This window comes from Pseudomonas sp. Sample_14 (assembly GCF_004307515.1).
GTDB lineage: Bacteria > Pseudomonadota > Gammaproteobacteria > Pseudomonadales > Pseudomonadaceae > Aquipseudomonas > Aquipseudomonas atacamensis.
On sequence record NZ_RCOC01000044.1, the window covers coordinates 41,267 to 60,969 of the forward strand.

At 61.4% G+C, this 19,703-nt stretch carries 16 protein-coding genes; all 16 read left to right on the top strand.

Annotated elements, in window-relative coordinates; all coding sequences use genetic code 11:
* Nucleotides 1-36 precede the first annotated feature (36 nt).
* On the top strand, nt 37-483 hold the full coding sequence (locus D8U61_RS10425; RefSeq protein WP_041480975.1) for a DUF411 domain-containing protein: 447 nt from the start codon (nt 37-39) through the stop codon (nt 481-483).
* Nucleotides 483-917, top strand: coding sequence for a YqaA family protein (locus D8U61_RS10430; RefSeq protein WP_041480976.1), 435 nt, complete (start codon nt 483-485; stop codon nt 915-917). The genes D8U61_RS10425 and D8U61_RS10430 overlap by 1 nt, the downstream gene beginning before the upstream one ends.
* Nucleotides 918-1,003: 86 nt before the next feature.
* Entirely contained in the window at nt 1,004-2,050 is a 1,047-nt protein-coding gene (locus D8U61_RS10435; protein ID WP_125916206.1) for an alpha/beta hydrolase, read from the top strand.
* Nucleotides 2,051-2,062: 12 nt separating this feature from the next.
* Nucleotides 2,063-3,016, top strand: coding sequence for a D-2-hydroxyacid dehydrogenase family protein (locus tag D8U61_RS10440; protein ID WP_130926876.1), 954 nt, complete (start codon nt 2,063-2,065; stop codon nt 3,014-3,016).
* Between the two features lie 590 nt (nt 3,017-3,606).
* A complete protein-coding gene (gene glgA, locus D8U61_RS10445; RefSeq protein ID WP_016774645.1) occupies nt 3,607-5,193 on the top strand; it encodes a glycogen synthase GlgA in 1,587 nt (528 codons plus the stop codon).
* A gap of 17 nt (nt 5,194-5,210) precedes the next feature.
* Complete coding sequence (treZ, locus tag D8U61_RS10450) at nt 5,211-7,013, top strand: malto-oligosyltrehalose trehalohydrolase (protein ID WP_122612248.1); 1,803 nt, start codon at nt 5,211-5,213, stop codon at nt 7,011-7,013.
* Nucleotides 7,010-9,088 carry a 4-alpha-glucanotransferase gene (malQ, locus tag D8U61_RS10455; RefSeq protein ID WP_122698339.1) on the top strand — a complete coding sequence of 693 codons (2,079 nt, stop codon included), beginning with the start codon at nt 7,010-7,012 and terminating at the stop codon, nt 9,086-9,088. Before treZ ends, malQ begins: the two co-directional genes overlap by 4 nt.
* Nucleotides 9,085-11,859: a malto-oligosyltrehalose synthase gene (locus D8U61_RS10460; protein WP_130926877.1), complete on the top strand. Its 2,775-nt coding sequence runs from the start codon at nt 9,085-9,087 to the stop codon at nt 11,857-11,859. Before malQ ends, D8U61_RS10460 begins: the two co-directional genes overlap by 4 nt.
* A 21-nt stretch (nt 11,860-11,880) precedes the next feature.
* Nucleotides 11,881-12,219, top strand: coding sequence for a DUF2934 domain-containing protein (locus D8U61_RS10465; protein ID WP_130926878.1), 339 nt, complete (start codon nt 11,881-11,883; stop codon nt 12,217-12,219).
* Between the two features lie 239 nt (nt 12,220-12,458).
* Nucleotides 12,459-14,618, top strand: a complete 2,160-nt coding sequence (gene glgX / locus D8U61_RS10470) for a glycogen debranching protein GlgX (RefSeq protein WP_041480983.1) — start codon at nt 12,459-12,461, stop codon at nt 14,616-14,618.
* A gap of 1 nt (nt 14,619) precedes the next feature.
* Nucleotides 14,620-15,618, top strand: a complete 999-nt coding sequence (locus D8U61_RS10475) for an acyl-CoA dehydrogenase (protein WP_130926879.1) — start codon at nt 14,620-14,622, stop codon at nt 15,616-15,618.
* Nucleotides 15,615-16,373, top strand: a complete 759-nt coding sequence (locus tag D8U61_RS10480) for a PIG-L family deacetylase (RefSeq protein ID WP_122612253.1) — start codon at nt 15,615-15,617, stop codon at nt 16,371-16,373. Before D8U61_RS10475 ends, D8U61_RS10480 begins: the two co-directional genes overlap by 4 nt.
* A complete protein-coding gene (locus D8U61_RS10485) occupies nt 16,370-16,969 on the top strand; it encodes an SAM-dependent methyltransferase (protein WP_130926880.1) in 600 nt (199 codons plus the stop codon). Before D8U61_RS10480 ends, D8U61_RS10485 begins: the two co-directional genes overlap by 4 nt.
* Entirely contained in the window at nt 16,966-17,625 is a 660-nt protein-coding gene (locus D8U61_RS10490; RefSeq protein WP_130887329.1) for a glycosyltransferase, read from the top strand. Before D8U61_RS10485 ends, D8U61_RS10490 begins: the two co-directional genes overlap by 4 nt.
* Nucleotides 17,626-17,803: 178 nt before the next feature.
* Nucleotides 17,804-18,562: a PIG-L family deacetylase gene (locus D8U61_RS10495; RefSeq protein ID WP_016774638.1), complete on the top strand. Its 759-nt coding sequence runs from the start codon at nt 17,804-17,806 to the stop codon at nt 18,560-18,562.
* 199 nt (nt 18,563-18,761) lie between these two features.
* Nucleotides 18,762-19,544, top strand: coding sequence for an endonuclease/exonuclease/phosphatase family protein (locus D8U61_RS10500; RefSeq protein ID WP_016774637.1), 783 nt, complete (start codon nt 18,762-18,764; stop codon nt 19,542-19,544).
* Nucleotides 19,545-19,703: the final 159 nt, after the last annotated feature.

Genomic DNA, 19,703 nt, shown 5'->3' on the forward strand with positions numbered 1-19,703 from the left:
TCTTGCTGACCTTCACCGAGTCGAGAGCCCATTCCCATGCGAAGCCAACTGCGTCTGCTCGCCCTGAGCGCCCTGTTCATCTCCTCCCTGGCGCAAGCCGCCGAACTGATCCCGATCGAAGTGCACCGCGATGCCAATTGCGGCTGCTGCAAAAAGTGGATCAGCCATCTCGAAGCCAATGGCTTCAAAGTCGAAGATCACGTCGAAAGCGACATGAGCAGCTTTAAACAGCAGCACGGCGTACCACCGCGTCTGGCGTCCTGCCACACGGCGATCATCAATGGCAAATTCGTTGAAGGCCATGTGCCTGCCGATCAGGTGCTTGCGTTGAGCAAGCGCGACGATCTGCTGGGTGTGGCTGCACCGGGCATGCCAATGGGCTCACCGGGCATGGAAATGGACGGCATGAGCGACGCGTATCAGGTCATCGGCCTGAAGAAGGACGGCGCTGATGTGGTAGTGGCGGACTACCCGGCCCGTTGATGGGGGCAGCCTACTTCGGCCTGTTCTTTGCTGCGTTTGGCGCGGCGACATTGTTGCCGTTGCAGTCCGAGGCGCTGCTGGTCGGCCTGATCGTCAGCGAGCGTTACTGGCTGTGGGGTTTGCTCGCGGTGGCGACGCTGGGCAACGTGCTCGGTTCGCTGGTCAACTGGTGGCTGGGACGGGGCATCGAGCGGTTTCAGGATCGACGCTGGTTCCCGGTCAGTCCGCGGCATATGGCCAAGGCGCGCAAGCACTACGAGCGCTATGGGCATTGGTCGCTGCTGCTCAGTTGGCTGCCGGTGATTGGCGATCCGCTGACCTTGATTGCCGGCGTCATGCGCGAACCGCTCGGGCGCTTTCTGTTGATCGTCACCCTGGCCAAAGGCGCGCGCTATGGCGTGCTGGCCTTGCTGACCCTGGGCTGGCTCGGTTGAACCAACCCTTCCTGTGATTGCCTTTGTTTAACGTCGGCGTAATCCCGACCTTCCAGAGTCGGCCAATTTTCAAGGAGTTAGTGCTTATGTCCGTCACGCTTTCCCGCTGGCTGCCCGGCCTCGTCCTCAGCGCTGCCCTGCCATTAATGGCGCAAGCGGCCACTGAAACCGCCCCCGCCGAAGGGCCTGCCTACGGCCCGGAGCTGCAGGGTTTCCAATATCCTTACACGCTTAAACACTTCGCCTTCGAATCCCAGGGTCAGAAGCTGCAAATGGGTTACATGGACGTCGCCGCCAATGGCAAGGCCAACGGCCGCACCGTGGTGCTGATGCACGGCAAGAATTTCTGCGCGGCGACCTGGGACAGTTCGATCAAGGCCTTGAGCGATGCCGGCTACCGCGTGATTGCGCCGGATCAGATCGGCTTCTGCACCTCCAGCAAACCCGAGCACTATCAGTACAGCTTCCAGCAACTGGCGACCAACACCCAGCAATTGCTCAAGGCGTTGGGCATTCAGAAAGCCACTGTGCTCGGCCACTCCACCGGCGGCATGCTCGCCACCCGTTATGCGCTGCTGTTCCCGGAGCAGGTCGATCAATTGGCGATGGTCAACCCGATCGGTCTGGAAGACTGGAAAGCCCTCGGCGTTCCGTATCGCACCGTCGATCAGTGGTATCAGCGTGAGTTGAAGGTCACGGCCAAGGGCATTCGCGACTATGAGCGCACCACTTATTACGACGGCCGCTGGAAGCCCGAATTCGATCGCTGGGTCGACATGCTCGCCGGTCTGAGCAAAGGTCCGGGCAAGACCCAGGTCGCGTGGAACTCGGCGCTGATCTACGACATGATCTTCACCCAGCCGGTCTACTACGAGTTCAAGGACCTGAAGATGCCGACCCTGTTGCTGATCGGCACCTCCGACACCACCGCCATCGGCAAGGACCTCGCACCGCCGGAAGTCAAAGCGAAAATCGGCCACTACGAGGTGCTCGGCAAACAGGTCGCCAAGTTGATTCCGCAGTCGACGCTGATCGAATTCCCGGGCATGGGCCACGCGCCACAAATGGAAGAACCGGAGAAATTCCATCAGGCGTTGCTCGGTTGGCTGGGCAAGACTCCTTCCGCTCCATGATGAGGTAAGCCGATGACGGTGCAGATTGCAGTGATCGATGACTGGCAGGACGTGGCACGCGACGTGGTCGACTGGTCCGTGCTGGAGAGCATCGGTGACGTGACCTTTGTGCATGATTACCCGGCCGACAACGCGACACTGGCCGAGCGCCTCGGCCAGTACGAGGTGATCTGCGTCATGCGCGAACGCACGCGTTTCGACGCCGACTTGCTCGGACGCTTGCCCAATCTGAAGTTGCTGGTCACCGGCGGCATGCGCAATGCGGCGCTGGACATGCCGGCCGCTGCAGCGCTGGGCATCAAGGTCTGCGGCACCGACAGTTACAAACATGCCGCACCGGAACTGACCTGGGCGCTGATCATGGCGGCCACCCGTGATCTGGTGAAGGAAGCCAATGCCTTGCGCGCCGGCCAGTGGCAACAGGGCCTCGGCGGCGATCTGCATGGCAAGACCCTGGGAATCCTGGGTTTGGGCAGCATCGGCCAGCGGGTCGCGCAGTTCGGCCAGGTGTTCGGCATGCGGGTGATCGCCTGGAGCGAGAACCTCACCGCCGAACGCGCGGAACAGGTCGGCGTGACGTACGTCAGCAAGCAGCAACTGTTCGAGCAGGCCGACGTGCTGTCGGTGCATCTGGTGCTCAGTGAACGCAGTCGCGGTCTGGTTGATGCCCAAGCGCTGGAGTGGATGAAACCGAGCGCGCTTTTGGTCAACACTGCTCGCGGGCCGATCGTCGATGAAGCGGCGTTGATCAAGGCGCTACAGAAACGGCGCATTGCCGGGGCAGCGCTGGACGTGTTCGAGCAAGAGCCTTTGCCGGCCCTGCACCCGTTTCGCACGCTGGACAATGTCCTCGCCACGCCGCATGTGGGCTATGTCAGTCGGCAGAATTACGAGCAGTTCTTCCGGCAGATGATCGAGGATATTCAGGGTTGGGCAACTGGGGAGCCGGTGCGTCTGTTGAATTGATTCCATCACTTTAAAGTTCAGTTGCTGCAACAGGCCTCTTCGCGAGCAGGCTCGCTCCCACAGGTTGTACGCGTCCCATTGTGGGAGCGAGCCTGCTCGCGAAGGGGTCATTTCAGATACCACGCTGAAATACCTTCGCACCACAACGGTGCAACCCGCCCATCCTCTAGCACAAAACCGTGACTACCCAGTCACTGTTTTGGCCCACTCCGACCGAAAAACATGCCCTTCGTCGGAGCGTTTCCCCTCCTGAACCCTCGCTTACATCCCGACACAACCGATTGTCGAACAATTTACCCATTTGCCCCGACCCGCTCTAGGATCTGGCCTAGACTCATTTTTCAGTGGCCAAACCACTCGGTCATACCGACGAAAAAAAGTCGAAACTTTTGCTTCACGCCACAGGTCATCAGAACAACTGGGCGAAAGCGACTGGTGTAATCCTTGCAACGGCCTCACCACCCATTCTGCTTGCGCGTGTTGGGTCAGCATTTGCTCACCGATGCGTGGCGCCTTTGCGCCCGGCCACAGGACTTGGCCACGAAACAGCTTGTTCGAGACAAGAATCAGATCACACACGGGAGATACATATGATCAGTGCGGCATTGGATATTCAGGGAGAGCGTGCTCACCAGTCGCTTGGAGAATCGAGCACCATCAGTGTTCCCGGCAGCCGACAGATCAACGTACCCGGCACCAAGACGCTTGCTCCGGTAGCAAGCCAGAATCCCAACAAGAAAAAAGTGTTGTTCGTGACTTCGGAAATCGCCGATCTGGTCAAGACCGGCGGCCTCGGTGACGTCTCCGCCGCCCTGCCCCGGGCCATGGCCCATCTGCATGATGTGCGGGTGCTGATTCCCGGTTATCCGCAAGTGGTGCACAGCGAAAACCCGATTCACATCATCGGCGAGCTGGGTGGCCACGCTGCGCTGCCACCTTGCAAGATCGGACGCATGGACATGCCCGATGGCCTGGTGATCTACGTGTTGATCTGCCCTGAACTCTACGAGCGTGAAGGTGGCCCTTACGGCGCCAACAACGGTCGCGACTGGCCGGACAACCATATCCGCTTCGCCCGTCTCGGCCTGGCCGCTGCCGACATCGCCGCCAACCTTGCGCAAATCCATTGGCGCCCGGATCTGGTGCACGCCCATGACTGGCCGGCTGGCCTCGCGCCCGCTTACATGCACTGGCGCGGGCAGCGCACGCCAACGCTGTTCACCATTCACAACCTTGCCTACCAGGGCGTGACCAGCCTTGGTTCCTGCCCGGAGCTGGGGATTCCCACCCATGCCCTGCAACAGGAAGGCATGGAGTTCTACGGCAAGATGTCGTTCCTCAAGGCCGGCATGGCCTATTCGAGCCACATCACCACCGTCAGCGCGACGTATGCTCAGGAAATCACCACCCCGGACTTCGGCTGTGGCCTCGACGGTTTCCTTGCCGCCAAGACCCAGCAAGGCCTGCTCAGCGGTATCCCGAACGGCATCGACGAGAGCTGGGATTCGGCGACCGACCCGCACCTGTTTGCCCCGTTCGCCATCGGCGACTGGGAAGGCAAAGCGGTCAACGCCGCCCACGTCCGTGAGCTGTTCGGCCTGAATGACTCTACCGGCCCACTGTTCGCCGTGGTTTCGCGCCTGGTCTATCAGAAAGGTCTTGACCTCACCGAAGCGGTGTCCGAGTTCATCGTGCAGAACGGTGGTCAGATCGCGATCATTGGTCGCGGCGAGCCGGAAGAAGAGCAAGCCATGCGCGAATTGGCGCTGCGCTTCCCAGGCCAGATCGGCGTGCGCATCGGCTTCAACGAAACCGATGCCCGACGCATGTTCGCCGGCAGCGATTTCCTCTTGATGCCTTCGCGTTACGAGCCTTGCGGCTTGAGCCAAATGTACGCCCAGCGTTTCGGCTCGCTGCCGGTCGCGCGCAACACCGGCGGTCTGGCCGACACCATTGAAAACGGCGTCACCGGTTTCCTCTTCGATGAGTCCACCGTTGATAGCTACAAGGAAGCCCTGAGCCGCGCGTTCAAGGTCTTCGCCTTCCCGGAACTGCTCAATGCCATGCGCTGCCGCGCCATGGCTGCACCGTTCAACTGGAGCAAAGCGGTTGAACCGTACGCCGAACTTTACGAACAACTGGTCGCCAAGGCGTTGGGTAAAGCCAGCCACAAATAACCAGGGAGTTGCAGAAAATGCCGTCAAGGACCCAAGAAACCTGGCCCCACGGCGCGATCATGCTGGATGCCGAGCACACGCAATTTGCGTTGTGGGCGCCTGACGCGTTCTACGTCAGTGTGGAACTGGAAGATGGAAAATCGTTGCCCATGCTGCCTCAGGGCGACGGTTGGTTTGTAATCAAGGCCAATTGCCCGGCGGGCAGTCGCTACCGTTACTGCATCGATGGCGAACTGGAGGTGCCGGACCCGGCCTCCAGAGCGCAGGATGGTGACCTCGACCGCCACAGTGTGGTGGTCGATCCCCATGCCTACCAATGGCGGCACACGACCTGGAATGGTCGGCCGTGGAGCGAAGCGGTGATTTACGAGCTGCACGTCGGTGCGCTCGGTGGATTTGCCGAAGTTGAACAGCATCTGGCGCGCTTGGTGGCGCTGGGCATTACCGCCATCGAATTGATGCCGCTGGCGCAATTCCCCGGTGATCGCAACTGGGGCTACGACGGAGTGCTGCCCTATGCACCGCAAGCCTCCTACGGCACACCGGAACAACTCAAACACCTGATCGACACCGCCCACGGCCATGGCCTGGCGGTGATTCTCGACGTCGTCTACAACCACTTCGGTCCCGACGGTAACTATCTGCATCGTTACGCCAAAGGCTTTTTCCGCGAGGACAAGCACACGCCCTGGGGCGCGGCGATCGACTTCCGTCGCCCGGAAGTGCGCGAGTTCTTCATTGAAAACGCGCTGATGTGGCTGCTCGAATACCGTTTCGACGGTTTGCGTCTGGATGCGGTGCACGCGATTGAGGATCCCGACTTTCTCAGCGATCTGGCCCGACGCATTCGCCAGCAGATAGACCCGACCCGGCACGTCTGGCTGACCGTCGAGAACGAGCTGAACCAGTCGAGCCTGCTGGAAAACGATTACGACGCGCAGTGGAACGATGACGGTCATAACGCCCTGCACGTGCTGCTGACCGGCGAAACCGACGCCTACTACGCCGACTATGCCGCGCAACCCACCGAGCAATTGGTGCGCTGCCTGAGTCAGGGCTTTGTTTTCCAAGGCCACATCACTCGCCATGGCGAACCCCGTGGCGAGCCGAGCGAACATCTGCCCTCCACTGCTTTCGTGCTGTTCCTGCAGAACCATGACCAGATCGGCAACCGTGCCTTTGGCGAACGCCTGCATCAGCTCGCCGACCCGCGTGCGGTACAAGCGGCGACGGTGTTGTTGCTGCTGTCGCCGATGATTCCGCTGATGTTCATGGGCGACGAGTTTGCCGCCGAGCAACCGTTCCTGTTTTTCACCAGTCACCACGGTGAACTGGCGGAACTGGTGCGGGAAGGTCGGCGCAACGAGTTCGCCGCATTCAGTGCCTTTACCGATCCGCACAAGCGCGAACAGATCCCCGATCCGAATGCCGAAAGCACTTTCCACGCTTCGCAGCCGCGATTGTCCGGCAGCGGCACGCCATTGCAACAGCAGACCCAAGAGCTCTATCGGCAACTGTTGAAATTGCGTCACCAGTACATCATTCCCAACCTCTCCGGGACCCAGGCTCTGGGCGCGCAGATGCTCGGCTATGGCGCGGTCAGCGCACGCTGGCGACTGGGCAACGGCAGTGAGCTGCGAATTGACCTGAACCTCAGCGACACGCCAGTGGTCAACCCTGCACAGACCGATACCGAGTGGCTGTTTCAACAGCCAGCCGCGATCGAACTGTCGGACCCGAACCAACTGCCGGCGTACACCGCGCTCGTCAGCCTCACGGCCGCACCCGTTATGCACCCCCTGGATGGAGAGCGCCTATGAGCGATGCGCAACTGGAAATACTCGCCAGTCGAGCCGGCCTTGCCGTCGACTGGATCGACGCCAACGGGCGTCAGCAAAAAGTCGCTCCTGCTGTGTTGCGCAATGTCCTGATCGGACTCGGCCACCCCGCCAGCACCGCGCAAGAAATCGATGCCAGCCTGCTGGAATTGCAAGAAGTCCAGCAAGACCGCCATTTGCCGCCCCTGCTGACCTGCGACGTGGGCGTTGCCCTCGACCTGAGTCGCTATTTCTCACCGGAAACCCCCTGCGAAATCCATCTTGAAGACGGCTCGCAGATGAACCTGAAGCTGGACAACGAAGCCATGTTGCCCGGCTTGATTCCGGTCGGTTACCAGCAAGTGCATATCGCCGATCAGTATTTCACGCTCGCCGTGGCGCCTGAACGCTGCTTCAGCGTCGCCGATGCGGTCGATAGCCCGATCCCGCGGGCCTGGGGTTTGAGCGCCCAGTTGTATTCGCTGCGCCGTCCGGGTGACGGTGGTTTTGGCGACACCCAGGCGCTGGAGGAACTGGTTCGTGTAGCGGGCGAACGTGGCGCCGATGCGCTGGCGATCAGTCCGATGCACGCGATGTTCAGCGCAGACAATGGCCGCTACAGCCCTTATTCGCCGTCCAGCCGCTTGTTTCTCAATTCACTGTATGCCGCGCCGGGGAGCATTCTCGGGGAACGCGCGTTGCGTGATGCAATTGATGCCAGTGGCCTGGCCGCGCAGTTCGAGCAGCTGGAAAATCTCAAGCTGATCGACTGGCCGACCGCTGCCGAAGCAAAGCAGAAGCTGCTGCAAGCCTTATATGACGGTTTCGTCGCTGGTGAGCATCCGCTGCACGCCGACTTCGCCAGTTTTCGTCACGCCGGTGGCGAAGCGCTGGAGAACCATTGCCGCTTCGAAGCGATTCAGGAAATGCGCGCCGCCCGTGGCGAAAGCCTCGACTGGCGCCAATGGCCAGAGCACTGGCACGACCCACGCGGCGCGGCGCTCGGCGCGTTTGCCGAGGAATATGCCGAGCGCATCGGTTATTTCGCGTTCTGCCAATGGCTGATCCATCGCTGCCTCGAGCGTGCGCAAACTGCTGCGCGCAGTGCCGGCATGGGCATCGGTCTGATCGCCGACCTCGCGGTCGGTGCTGATGGCGCTGGCAGCCAGGCCTGGAGTTTTCAGGACGAATTGCTCGCCTCGCTGACCGTCGGCGCGCCGCCGGACATCCTCAATCGCAGCGGCCAGGGCTGGGGCATTTCCGCGTTCTCGCCTGAAGGGCTGATCCGTAACGGTTTCCGTGCCTTCATCGACATGCTGCGCGCCAACTTCGCCCACGCCGGTGGCTTGCGTATCGACCATGTCATGGGCCTGCAACGCCTGTGGGTGATTCCCAACGGCGCCGCTCCGGCGGATGGCGCCTATCTGTATTACCCGTTCGACGACATGTTGCGCCTGCTGACCCTGGAATCCCATCGGCATCAGGCCATCGTGCTCGGCGAAGACCTCGGCACCGTGCCGGAAGGCCTGCGGGAAAAACTTGCCGCGCGGTCAATCCTGGGCATGCGCGTGCTGTTGTTCGAACAGGATAACACCCGCTTCAAACCGATTCTCGACTGGCCGGATGATGCCCTGGCGACCACCAGCACCCATGACCTGCCGACGCTCAACGGTTGGTGGCATGGCCGCGATATCGACTGGAACGCACGACTTGGGCTGGTCGATGCCAACGGCGAAATCGACTGGCGTCGGCATCGCGAGCGTGAACGCGAAGGCCTGCGCGATGCACTGCGCCAGGATCCGCAGAATTTCCGCGAAGAGTCCCACGAAGCCGATCAAGTGGTCGATGCCAGTGTGCGTTTCCTCGGCCACACCCGCGCGCCGCTGGTGCTGCTGCCGCTGGAAGATGCCTTGGGTATCGATGAACAGCCGAATCTGCCTGGCACCACCGATTCACATCCGAACTGGTCGCGACGTTTGCCCGGTCCCAGCGAAGCGTTGCTGGACGGCCCCGATGCCGCCCGCCGCCTGGAACTGCTGGCCTGCGCGCGCCTTCAAGCCTCTGAGCGTGACCAATGAATCAACAGCAAATCCAGCCACTGCGCGCCACCTTGCGCCTGCAATTTCATAAAGGTTTTACCCTCGAACAAGCCGTGCCATTGGTGCCGTACTTTGCCCGCCTCGGCATCAGCCATATCTATGCCTCGCCATTGCTGGCGGCGCGCGCCGGTTCCATGCATGGCTACGACGTGGTCGACCCGACCCAGGTCAATCCGGAACTGGGCGGCGAGCCGGCGTTGCGCCAACTGGTCAGCACCCTGCGTGAACACAACATGGGCCTGATCCTCGACATCGTTTCCAACCACATGGCCGTGGGCGGCAATGACAACCCGTGGTGGCTCGACTTGCTCGAATGGGGACGCCTGAGCCCGTACGGCGAATTCTTCGACATTCAGTGGCACTCGCCGGACCCGTTGATGGAAGGCCAGTTGCTGCTGCCGTTCCTTGGCAGTGATTACGGCGTGGCGTTGCAGGAAGGCACGCTTAAGCTCAAATTCAACGCGCAGACCGGTACTTTTTACGTTGAGCACTACGATCACCACTTCCCGATCTGCCCGAACAACTATGGCGAGCTGCTCAAGTCCGACGACACGCTGAAGTCTCTGGCAGATCGCTTCAGCACACTCAGCTACCAGACCGACGCACATTCGCTGGCGATGCCGCTCAAGCAGGAGTTGCGCGAGCTGGCGAGCGATCCGCGTGTTCTGGCGACTATCGAAGGCAACCTCGCACAGTACGATTCCACCACCGAGGAAGGCTTCCACAAGCTCCACGAGTTACTGGAACGGCAGAGTTATCGCCTGGCCAGTTGGCGCACGGCGGCGGACGACATCAACTGGCGGCGCTTCTTCGACATCAACGAGCTTGGCGGCCTGCGCGTCGAGCGTCCGGCGGTGTTCGAAGCGACCCACGGCAAAATTTTCCAATTGGTCGAAGAAGGTCTGGTCGACGGCTTGCGCATCGACCACATCGACGGCCTCGCCGACCCGCGTGGCTACTGCCGCAAATTGCGCCGTCGCCTTGATCACTTGGCGCCGGGACGTCATCTGCCGATCTATGTCGAGAAGATCCTCGGCGAGGGCGAAACCCTGCGCCGCGACTGGAGCGTCGACGGCACCACCGGCTACGAGTTCATGAATCAGCTGTCGCTGCTGCAACACGACCCGGACGGCGAACACGTGCTCGGCGAACTCTGGCAGCGCCGCACTGAGCGCCCGGCTGCGTTCATGGAAGAAGCGCAACTGGCCCGTCAGCAGATCCTCAACGGCTCGCTGGCCAGCGACTTTGAAAGTGTCGCGCAGGCCCTGCATCAAGTCGCGCGGGATGACCTGATGACCCGCGACCTGACCTTGGGCGCGATTCGCCGCGTGCTGCATGCGCTGATCGTGCACTTCCCGGTTTATCGCACTTACATCAGCGCCATGGGCCGGTCCGAGCAGGACGAAGCGATTTTCCAGCACGCCATGGACGGTGCGCGGCAAACCCTCAGCGAAGCCGACTGGCCAGTGCTCGACTCGGTCGCCAGCTGGCTCGGCGGCACGCCTTGGCGCCGCAAGCCACGGGGGCGCTCGCGCAAGATCCTCAAGCATGCCTGCGTGCGTTTCCAGCAACTGACTTCGCCGGCGGCGGCCAAAGCCGTGGAAGATACCGCGCTGTATCGCTCGGCGGTGCTGCTGTCGCGCAATGATGTCGGTTACAACACCGAGCAATTCAGCGCGCCGGTCAGTGAGTTCCACGAAGTCAATCAACAGCGCATGGCCGAGTTTCCAGACAACCTGCTCGCGACTGCTACCCATGACCACAAGCGTGGCGAAGACACTCGCGCCCGTCTGGCCGTGCTGAGCGAACGCAGCCATTGGTACGCCGATCAGGTCGAACTGTGGCGCGCCCTCGCCCGCCCCGTGCGCATCGAAGACGACGCGCCTTCCGCTGGCGACGAACTGATCCTCTATCAGGCATTGCTCGGCAGTTGGCCGCTGGACCTGCAGGACGACGACAAGGCCGGTTTCGCCGATTACGCCAAGCGCATCTGGCAATGGCAGCAGAAAGCCCTGCGTGAAGCCAAGCTGCAAAGCAGCTGGAGCGCGCCGAATGAAGCGTATGAAAACGCAGCACAGGCGTTCACGGAAAAGCTGTTGACCGGTGAAGAAGGCGAGTTGCTGCGTGCGGCGCTGAGCAAGACCGTCAACAGCATCGCCGCTGCCGGCGCGCTCAACGGGCTGGCGCAAACCTTGCTGCGCATGACCGTGCCGGGTGTGCCGGATCTGTACCAGGGCAACGAGTACTGGGACTTCAGTCTGGTCGACCCGGACAACCGCCGCCCGGTAGATTACGCCGCCCGCGAGCAAGCGTTGCAGGCATCTGTGCCGGGTACCGAACTGCTCAAGGATTGGCGTGACGGGCGCATCAAACAGGCGCTGATCAGTGAGGTGTTGAACCTGCGCAAGGAACACAGCGAGCTGTTCCGTCGTGGCGATTACCAGCCATTGGAAGTACTGGGCAGTCAGGCGCACAACGTCTTGGCATTCGCGCGTGAACACGAAGGCGTGCGGGCCATCGTGGTAGTGCCGGTGCGTTGCGCGACGTTGCTGGAAAACAGTGCCATGCCGCAGGTCGATGCGCTGCGCTGGGGCGATACGCGGGTGGTTTTACCGTCTGCCGCTTCGGATGCAAACCTGAAGGGACTTTTTGCAAGCAGCGTAGTCACACAAAACAGGGAGCTGAATGTCAGCGAAGCGCTGGGGGATGTCCCGGTCAATCTCTTTATCCAACACTTAACACAAGCATGAGTTCAGTTCAGGAGCATTGCGATGAGCACCGACGATAAACGCATTCGCGAATTCGCCTATCAGATCTGGGAGTCGGAAGGGAAACCTGAAGGCCACGAAGAACGTCATTGGGAAATGGCGCGCAAGCTGGCCGAGGCCGAAGCGCTGGCACCCAAGAAGCCACCGAAAGCGGCGGGCAGCAAAGTGGCTGGCAAGACTACAGGCGCAGCAGCGAAAAGCACCGACGGCAAAACACCGGCGACCGCCAAAGCCAAACCGGCAGCGAAAGCCAAGCCTGCGGCCACGGCCAAAGTAGTCCCGCCGGGCGAAAAGGCTGCCGAGAAAAAGCCGCGAGCCGCGAAGAAACCTCCGGCGAACTGACCCGATCCATTTTTGAACTGAATGACTGTGTGGCGAGCGTGCTCGCCACAAGGGGTTCTTGCGCCCCGAAGAAAGTCCCTTATTGGGAACAACACACAACCCTGTGGGAGCGAGCCTGCTCGCGAAAGCGCTAGGTCAGTTGGTGAAAATGTCGAATGTACCGACGCTTTCGCGAGCAGGCTCGCTCCCACAAGGAAATCTCATTGCCTGAACTGTCCCGTTTTTTTGCAGGAGCAATCATGACCCGTCCAAAGAAAGCCGAACCCGCTGCGCACGCCGAGCCGTCGAGAATCCGTGAAGGCCTGCCCTTCCCGCTCGGTGCGACCTGGGATGGTCTGGGGGTGAACTTTGCTCTGTTTTCCGCCAACGCCACCAAGGTCGAGCTGTGCATTTTCGACGATGCCGGCGAGGTCGAACTCGAACGCATCGAGCTGCCGGAATACACCGATGAGATCTACCACGGCTACCTGCCGGATGCGCACCCTGGCTTGATCTACGGCTACCGCGTTTATGGTCCTTATGACCCGGCCAATGGTCACCGCTTCAACCACAACAAACTGCTGATCGACCCGTACGCCAAGCAATTGGTCGGCGAACTGAAATGGTCGGAGGCGCTGTTCGGCTACACCATCGGCCACCCCGACGCCGACCTCAGTTTCGACGAGCGTGACAGCGCGCCATTCGTGCCCAAGTGCAAGGTCATCGACCCGGCGCACACCTGGGGCAACGACCATCGCGTCAGCGTGCCGTGGGACAAGACCATCATCTATGAAACCCACGTGCGCGGCATCAGCATGCGTCACCCGTCGGTGCCGGAAAACCTGCGTGGCACTTTCGGCGGTCTGATGGTTGACGACGTGCTCGAGCACATTCGCAAGCTCGGTGTTTCGTCTGTCGAACTGCTGCCGATCCATGCCTTCGTCAACGATCAGCATCTGCTGCAAAAGGGCATGACCAACTACTGGGGCTACAACAGCATTGCGTTCTTCGCCCCGGACCCGCGTTATCTGGCCAGTGGCAAGATTGCCGAATTCAAGGAAATGGTCGCGCATCTGCACGATGCCAACCTCGAAGTGATTCTCGACGTGGTCTACAACCACACCGCCGAAGGCAACGAGCAAGGCCCGACCCTGTCGATGCGCGGTATCGACAACGCCTCGTACTACCGCTTGATGCCCGACGACAAGCGCTACTACATCAACGATTCCGGCACCGGTAACACCCTGGACCTGAGTCACCCATGCGTGCTGCAAATGGTCACCGACTCTCTGCGCTACTGGGCCAGTGAGATGCACGTCGATGGCTTCCGCTTCGACCTAGCAACCATTCTTGGCCGTTACCACGATGGTTTCGACGAGCGCCACAGCTTCCTCGTCGCCTGCCGTCAGGACCCGGTGCTGCGTCAGGTGAAGATGATCGCTGAGCCGTGGGACTGCGGTCCCGGCGGTTATCAGGTCGGCAACTTTCCGCCGGGCTGGGTTGAGTGGAACGACAAATTCCGCGACACCGTGCGTGCGTTCTGGAAAGGTGACGACGCTCAGCTTGCCGATTTCGCCAGCCGCATGACCGCTTCCGGCGAGATGTTCAACCAGCGCGGGCGCCGGCCGTATTCGTCGGTGAACTTCATCACCGCCCACGACGGTTTCACCCTCAACGATCTGGTGTCGTACAACGACAAGCACAACGAAGCCAACGACGAGAACAACCAGGACGGCAGTAACAACAACCTGTCGTGGAACCACGGCGTCGAAGGTCCGACCGACGATCCGGAAATCAACGCTTTGCGCCATCGGCAGATGCGCAATTTCTTCGCCACCCTGCTGCTGGCCCAAGGCACACCGATGATCGTTGCCGGTGACGAGTTCGCCCGCACTCAGGACGGCAACAACAACGCCTATTGCCAGGATAGCGAGATCGGCTGGGTCAACTGGGACCTGAGCGAGGACGGCAAGGCCCTGCTCAAGTTCGTCAAACGCCTGATCAAGCTGCGCCTGACTTATCCGATCCTGCGTCGCGGACGCTTCCTGGTCGGCGAGTACAACGAAGACATCGGCGTCAAGGACGTGACCTGGCTGGCACCGGACGCCACCGAGATGACCACCGAGCACTGGCACGATGCGCACAACCGCTGCCTCGGGATGCTGCTCGACGGTCGCGCGCAGGAAACCGGCATCCGCCGCAAAGGTGCCGACGCGACCCTGTTGCTGGTGGTCAACGCACACCACGACATCGTCAACTTCACCCTGCCGGAAGTGCCGGACGGCGGCTTCTGGACCTGCATGATCGACACCAATCAGCCGTCTATTCGCGGCCAGGAACGCTTTGAATTCGGCCATGAATATTCGGTGACCGGGCGTTCGTTGCTGCTGTTCGAACTGCAACGTGACGAAGAAGATTGATATGGACTTTCAACATTATCTGGCCCGCCGTCCGCCAGATTACGCCGACACCAATGCCCTCGGCCGTTGCCTGCGGGCAATGGTCGAGGCCGGCCTCGACCGCTTGCCGTTGCCCGGCAGCGGTCACACGCTGGAGCGCTTTCAGCGTCTCTCGGAAGTCGGTGGACACGATTTAGGCCTGTGCAAATTCTATGAGGGCCACACCGACGCGCTGGCGATCATCGAGCAATTGGGCGGCACGCCAACCCCGGGCAGCACGTGGGGCATGTGGGCCGCCGAACCGCCGCAGGCACGGGTGAAAGTCACGCCGGCCGGGCACATGGTGACGCTGAACGGGCGCAAGGCCTGGTGCTCTGGCGCTGCGGTGCTCAGCCACGCCTTGCTCACCGCATGGGACGCGGACGGTCAGCAGCAATTGGTTGCAGTCGCACTCGATCAACCTGGCGTGACCATCACCGATCAAGGCTGGCAAGCGGTGGGCATGGCGGCGACCGGCAGCGTCGAAGTGCTGTTCGACAACGCCGAAGCGCAGGCCATCGGCAACCCCGGTGATTACCTGCAACGGCCGGGGTTCTGGCAGGGCGGGATCGGTATCGCCGCTTGCTGGTACGGCGCTTCACGGCGGATTGCCGAAGGGCTGCGTCAGCATTGCGCGCAACGCGATGAACCGCACGCCCTCGCCCATCTCGGTGCGACTGACACAGCACTGCAAGCGGCAGCCGATGTGTTGCGCTTCAGCGCGCTGCAAATCGATGCGCAGCCCGAGGCCGACGCTGAATTGCTTGCTCGTCGCGCCCGCGCGGTGGTCGAACAGTCTGCCGAACAGGTGATGCGCGAAGTCGGCCGGGCGCTGGGTGCCGGGCCGTTCTGTCAGGATCGGCATTTCGCCAGGTTGAGTGCCGACCTGCCGGTATTTCTGCGCCAGAGTCATGCCGAACGCGACCTTGCTGCATTGGGCCAGCAGATTGCTGGTCAGTCCTGCGAGGTCTGGGCGTTATGAAAGCCAACCCGATCGTTGGCCAGGGCACTTCATTGCAGCAATGGCAGGCTTCGCGCCGTCTGGCCGAGCTGCCGGCCATCGACATTCTTGACTTGGTACCGCTGGGCTCGCGAGCGGTGATCATCGCGCCGCACCCGGATGACGAAGTGCTCGGTTGCGGCGGCCTCATGCAGTTGCTGGCGGCAGCCGGACGGCCGTTGCAGTTGATCTCTGTTACCGATGGCAGCGCCAGTCACCCCGGCTCGCAGCGCTGGACAGTCGAGCGTTTGAGCGTGGTGCGTCCGCAGGAGTCTGCCGAAGCCTTGCGTCGTCTCGGTCTGCCGATGCATAGCCTGAAATGGCTGCGCGGAGGTTTTACCGATACGCAAGTGGCGGCGCAGGAAACCGAGTTGAGCGAATTCATCGCCGGTTATCTGCACGCCAGTGATGTGGTTTTCACTACCTGGCGCCAGGACGGTCACAGCGATCACGAGGCCGTCGGCCGCGCCAGTGTCGAAGCGGCGCGACGCGTGGGTGCGACCTGCCATGAACTTCCGGTCTGGACCTGGCACTGGGCAACCCCGGAAGACGCTTCGGTGCCATGGGAGCGTGCGCGCAAGATTCTCCTTTCACCGACGCACATCGCACGTAAACGCCACGCCGCGCACGCGTTCGCCAGCCAGTTGGAAGGCGACCGCGACGTCGGCCTCGGGCCAGTGCTCGCGCCCTATGTGCTCGATCGTTTGCTGCAACCTTTTGAAGTGGTGTTCCTGTGAGCGTCGATGACCGCTATTTCGACGGCCTGTTCGCGGGCAATGACGACCCATGGGCGTTCCGCCAGCGCTGGTACGAACAGCGCAAGCGCGCGATCAGCCTCGCCGCCCTGCCCCGTCCGCGCTACAGGTCGGTGTTCGAGCCGGGTTGCGCCAACGGCGAACTGAGTGCAGAACTGGCCCCGCGCTGCGACCGCCTGTTGTGTTGTGACACGGCGAGCGCGGCGGTGAAGCTGGCGCGGACGCGCTTGAGCATTTTCGAGCATGCCGAAGTCCGTCAGGGCCGCCTTCCGGCTGACTGGCCGGAAGAAAAGTTCGACCTGATTGTATTCAGCGAAATCGGCTACTACCTCGACGAAAAAGATCTGACAGAAATGATTCGCCGGATCAGTGAGTCACTGACCGCCGACGGACAATTGCTGGCCTGCCACTGGCGCCCGCCGATCGAGGGCTGCCCGCTGAATGCACGGCAGGTCCACGATCAGATCCACGATCAATTGGCTTTGCCGCGTCTGGTGCTGCATCAGGAAGCGGATTTCATTCTCGAACTGTGGAGCCGCGAGCCACGCTCGGTGGCGGCCCTGGAGGGCTTGCGTTGATCGGTATTGTGATTCCGGCGCACAACGAAGAGGCGCTGCTTGATGAATGCCTGCGTGCAGCGTTGCGCGCCAGCCAGCATGCACAACTGGGCGGCGAGCCGGTGGAAATACTGGTGGTGCTCGACAGTTGCAGCGATGGCTCGGCGCAGATCGTCAGCGCTTATCCAGTGCTCAGCTTGCAGATCGATGCGCGCAACGTTGGCGAAGCCCGCGCCACCGGTGCGCGCCTGTTGCTCGAGCGCGGTGCCCGCTGGATCGCCTGCACCGACGCCGACAGCCGCGTCGCCGATGACTGGCTGGCGGCGCAACTGGGGCTGGAGGCTGATGCTGTGTGCGGCACGGTCACTGTCGAGCACTGGCACGAATCGATTGATGAGGCGGCGCAGATTCGCTATCACCGCCATTATCAGGCCCGCGATGGCCATCGGCACATTCACGGCGCCAACCTCGGTGTCAGTGCCGAGGCTTATCGCCTGGCCGGCGGTTTCAAGCCGCTGACCTGTGACGAGGACGTGCAACTGGTGCGTGCACTGGAGCGCAGCGGCGCCAATATCGCCTGGAGTCACCGACCGCAAGTGCATACCAGCGCCCGTCTCGACAGTCGGGCCAAGGGTGGGTTCGGTGATTTTCTGCGCAATCTGGCACAGCTGGAATAAAAAATTACGGATCAGATTGATCTGTGACGCGACGAATCGGCTGTCTTGAGCAATACTCTGCCTCGCAGTAATCCAAGGGTTGGAGCACTGCACCGTTGCTATTCATTTGCCTTCACGGGCCGCGATCAGCGTTGGCTGCTCACGACTGAGGGCGAGATACCACAAGGACGTCGCACTCATGAAATCGTCATTGCTCAACGAACACGGCCTGCCGGCACAGATCTGGAACAGCGCGCCGCAACTCGACAATATTCCCGTCATCAACACCCACAGCCTGGTACCCGCCGGCGCCCGCGCCGTGGTCATCGCCCCGCATCCGGGGGATGAAGTGGTCACTTGCGGCGGTCTGCTGCAATTGCTCTCCAGCCTTGGCCATCCCCTGCAATTGCTCTCGATTACCGACGGTAGCGCCAGCCACCCCGGCTCGCGCCAGTGGTCGGAACAGCGCCTGAGCGTATTCCGTCCGCAGGAAAGCGTCGAAGCCCTGCGCCGCCTCGGCCTGCCCATGCACAGCCTGAAGTGGGTGCGCGGCGGCTTTACTGACAATGCACTGAGTGATCAGCAAAGCCAGCTCACCGAGTTCATCGGCCGTTACCTGCGACCGGGCGACGTAGTGTTCAGTACCTGGCGCAAGGATGGCCCGCCGGATCATGAAGTGGTTGGCCGGGCCAGTTTCGACGCGGCGCAGAAAGCCGGGGCGACCTACCACGATGTGCCGGTGTGGGCCTGGCACTGGCCGGAGCGCGAGCAGCAAATGATTCCCTGGGAACGCGCGCGCAAGCTGCGTCTCGACACCTGGACCGTGGCGCGCAAAAGCCACGCGACCCACGCTTACGCCAGCCAGCTCAAGGGCGAGCCGGCCATCGGCATCGCCCCGCTGCTGCCGCCCGTGCTGCTGGAGCGGATGCGCTTGCCGTATGAAATCGTCTTCTTCTGAACGGTGGAAGCTCAACATACCTTTGGGAGCGAGCCTGCTCGCGAAAGCGGTGTGTCATGTGTCAGATGTATTGAATGTGATGAAGTCTTCGCGAGCAGGCTCGCTCCCACATTGGCCCAGCAGTTGAATCATCGTAAGGAACTGCCACCCCCTCAAACCAGTCGCATGAACAGGCATGGCCCAATTCAGAGGAGTGAACGTGTCCAGCGATCCCAAGCGTCAAGCGGTCGACGCGCCAGTCATTCATCGCCTGCGGGTACTCACGGTCAACACCCACAAGGGCTTCACCGCACTGAATCGGCGGTTCGTTCTACCGGAGCTGCGCGAAGCGATGCGCAGTACCTCGGCCGATCTGGTGTTTCTGCAGGAAGTGGTGGGTGAGCACGAACGCCATTCCAGTCGCTACAACGACTGGCCGCAGACCTCGCAATACGAATTCCTCGCCGACAGCATGTGGAGCGATTTTGCCTACGGGCGCAACGCCGTTTACCCGGATGGCCACCACGGCAACGCGCTGCTGTCGAAATACCCGATCCGCGAATACCGCAACCTCGACGTGTCGATCACCGGGCCTGAACGGCGCGGGCTGTTGCACTGCATCCTTGATGTCCCCGGGCATGCCGAGGTGCATGCAATCTGTGTGCATTTGAGTCTGCTGGAAAGCCATCGACAATTGCAGTTGCAACTGCTCTGTCAGCTGCTTGAATCTCTACCCGACGATGCGCCAGTAATCATTGCCGGGGATTTCAATGACTGGCAGTTGCAAGGCAACGCCGCCCTCGCCCGTCGCGATTATCTGCACGAAGCCTTTGAGCGCCACCATGGGCGCCCGGCGAAAACCTATCCCGCGCGGTTTCCCTTGCTGAGGCTTGACCGGATCTACCTGCGCAATGCCAGTAGCCACGATCCAAGGATTCTTGGCAACAAGCCGTGGACGCATCTTTCGGATCACCTGCCGTTAGCAGTTGAAGTACACCTGTAGCTGCGTTTTTGACAGCAATTAAATGACAGGCCTTCCCGGCAACCAACGCTCGGAAGGACCTTTCGTCGGCGGCAAAAAACCGTCAGCCACCTGCTTCGCAGGCGTTTTTCCATGCAAACAAACACTTAGTTATGTTCAGAAAAACAAACGCTTGCAAAG

Bases quoted from the DNA above. Each gene is read 5' to 3' on its own strand.
- treZ (WP_122612248.1), top strand. From the start codon at position 5,211: ATGCCGTCAAGGACCCAAGAAACCTGGCCCCACGGCGCGATCATGCTG.
- D8U61_RS10480 (WP_122612253.1), top strand. From the start codon at position 15,615: ATGAAAGCCAACCCGATCGTTGGCCAGGGCACTTCATTGCAGCAATGG.
- D8U61_RS10425 (WP_041480975.1), top strand. From the start codon at position 37: ATGCGAAGCCAACTGCGTCTGCTCGCCCTGAGCGCCCTGTTCATCTCC.
- D8U61_RS10435 (WP_125916206.1), top strand. From the start codon at position 1,004: ATGTCCGTCACGCTTTCCCGCTGGCTGCCCGGCCTCGTCCTCAGCGCT.
- D8U61_RS10440 (WP_130926876.1), top strand. From the start codon at position 2,063: ATGACGGTGCAGATTGCAGTGATCGATGACTGGCAGGACGTGGCACGC.
- D8U61_RS10475 (WP_130926879.1), top strand. From the start codon at position 14,620: ATGGACTTTCAACATTATCTGGCCCGCCGTCCGCCAGATTACGCCGAC.
- glgA (WP_016774645.1), top strand. From the start codon at position 3,607: ATGATCAGTGCGGCATTGGATATTCAGGGAGAGCGTGCTCACCAGTCG.
- D8U61_RS10460 (WP_130926877.1), top strand. From the start codon at position 9,085: ATGAATCAACAGCAAATCCAGCCACTGCGCGCCACCTTGCGCCTGCAA.
- malQ (WP_122698339.1), top strand. From the start codon at position 7,010: ATGAGCGATGCGCAACTGGAAATACTCGCCAGTCGAGCCGGCCTTGCC.
- D8U61_RS10495 (WP_016774638.1), top strand. From the start codon at position 17,804: ATGAAATCGTCATTGCTCAACGAACACGGCCTGCCGGCACAGATCTGG.
- D8U61_RS10465 (WP_130926878.1), top strand. From the start codon at position 11,881: ATGAGCACCGACGATAAACGCATTCGCGAATTCGCCTATCAGATCTGG.
- glgX (WP_041480983.1), top strand. From the start codon at position 12,459: ATGACCCGTCCAAAGAAAGCCGAACCCGCTGCGCACGCCGAGCCGTCG.
- D8U61_RS10430 (WP_041480976.1), top strand. From the start codon at position 483: ATGGGGGCAGCCTACTTCGGCCTGTTCTTTGCTGCGTTTGGCGCGGCG.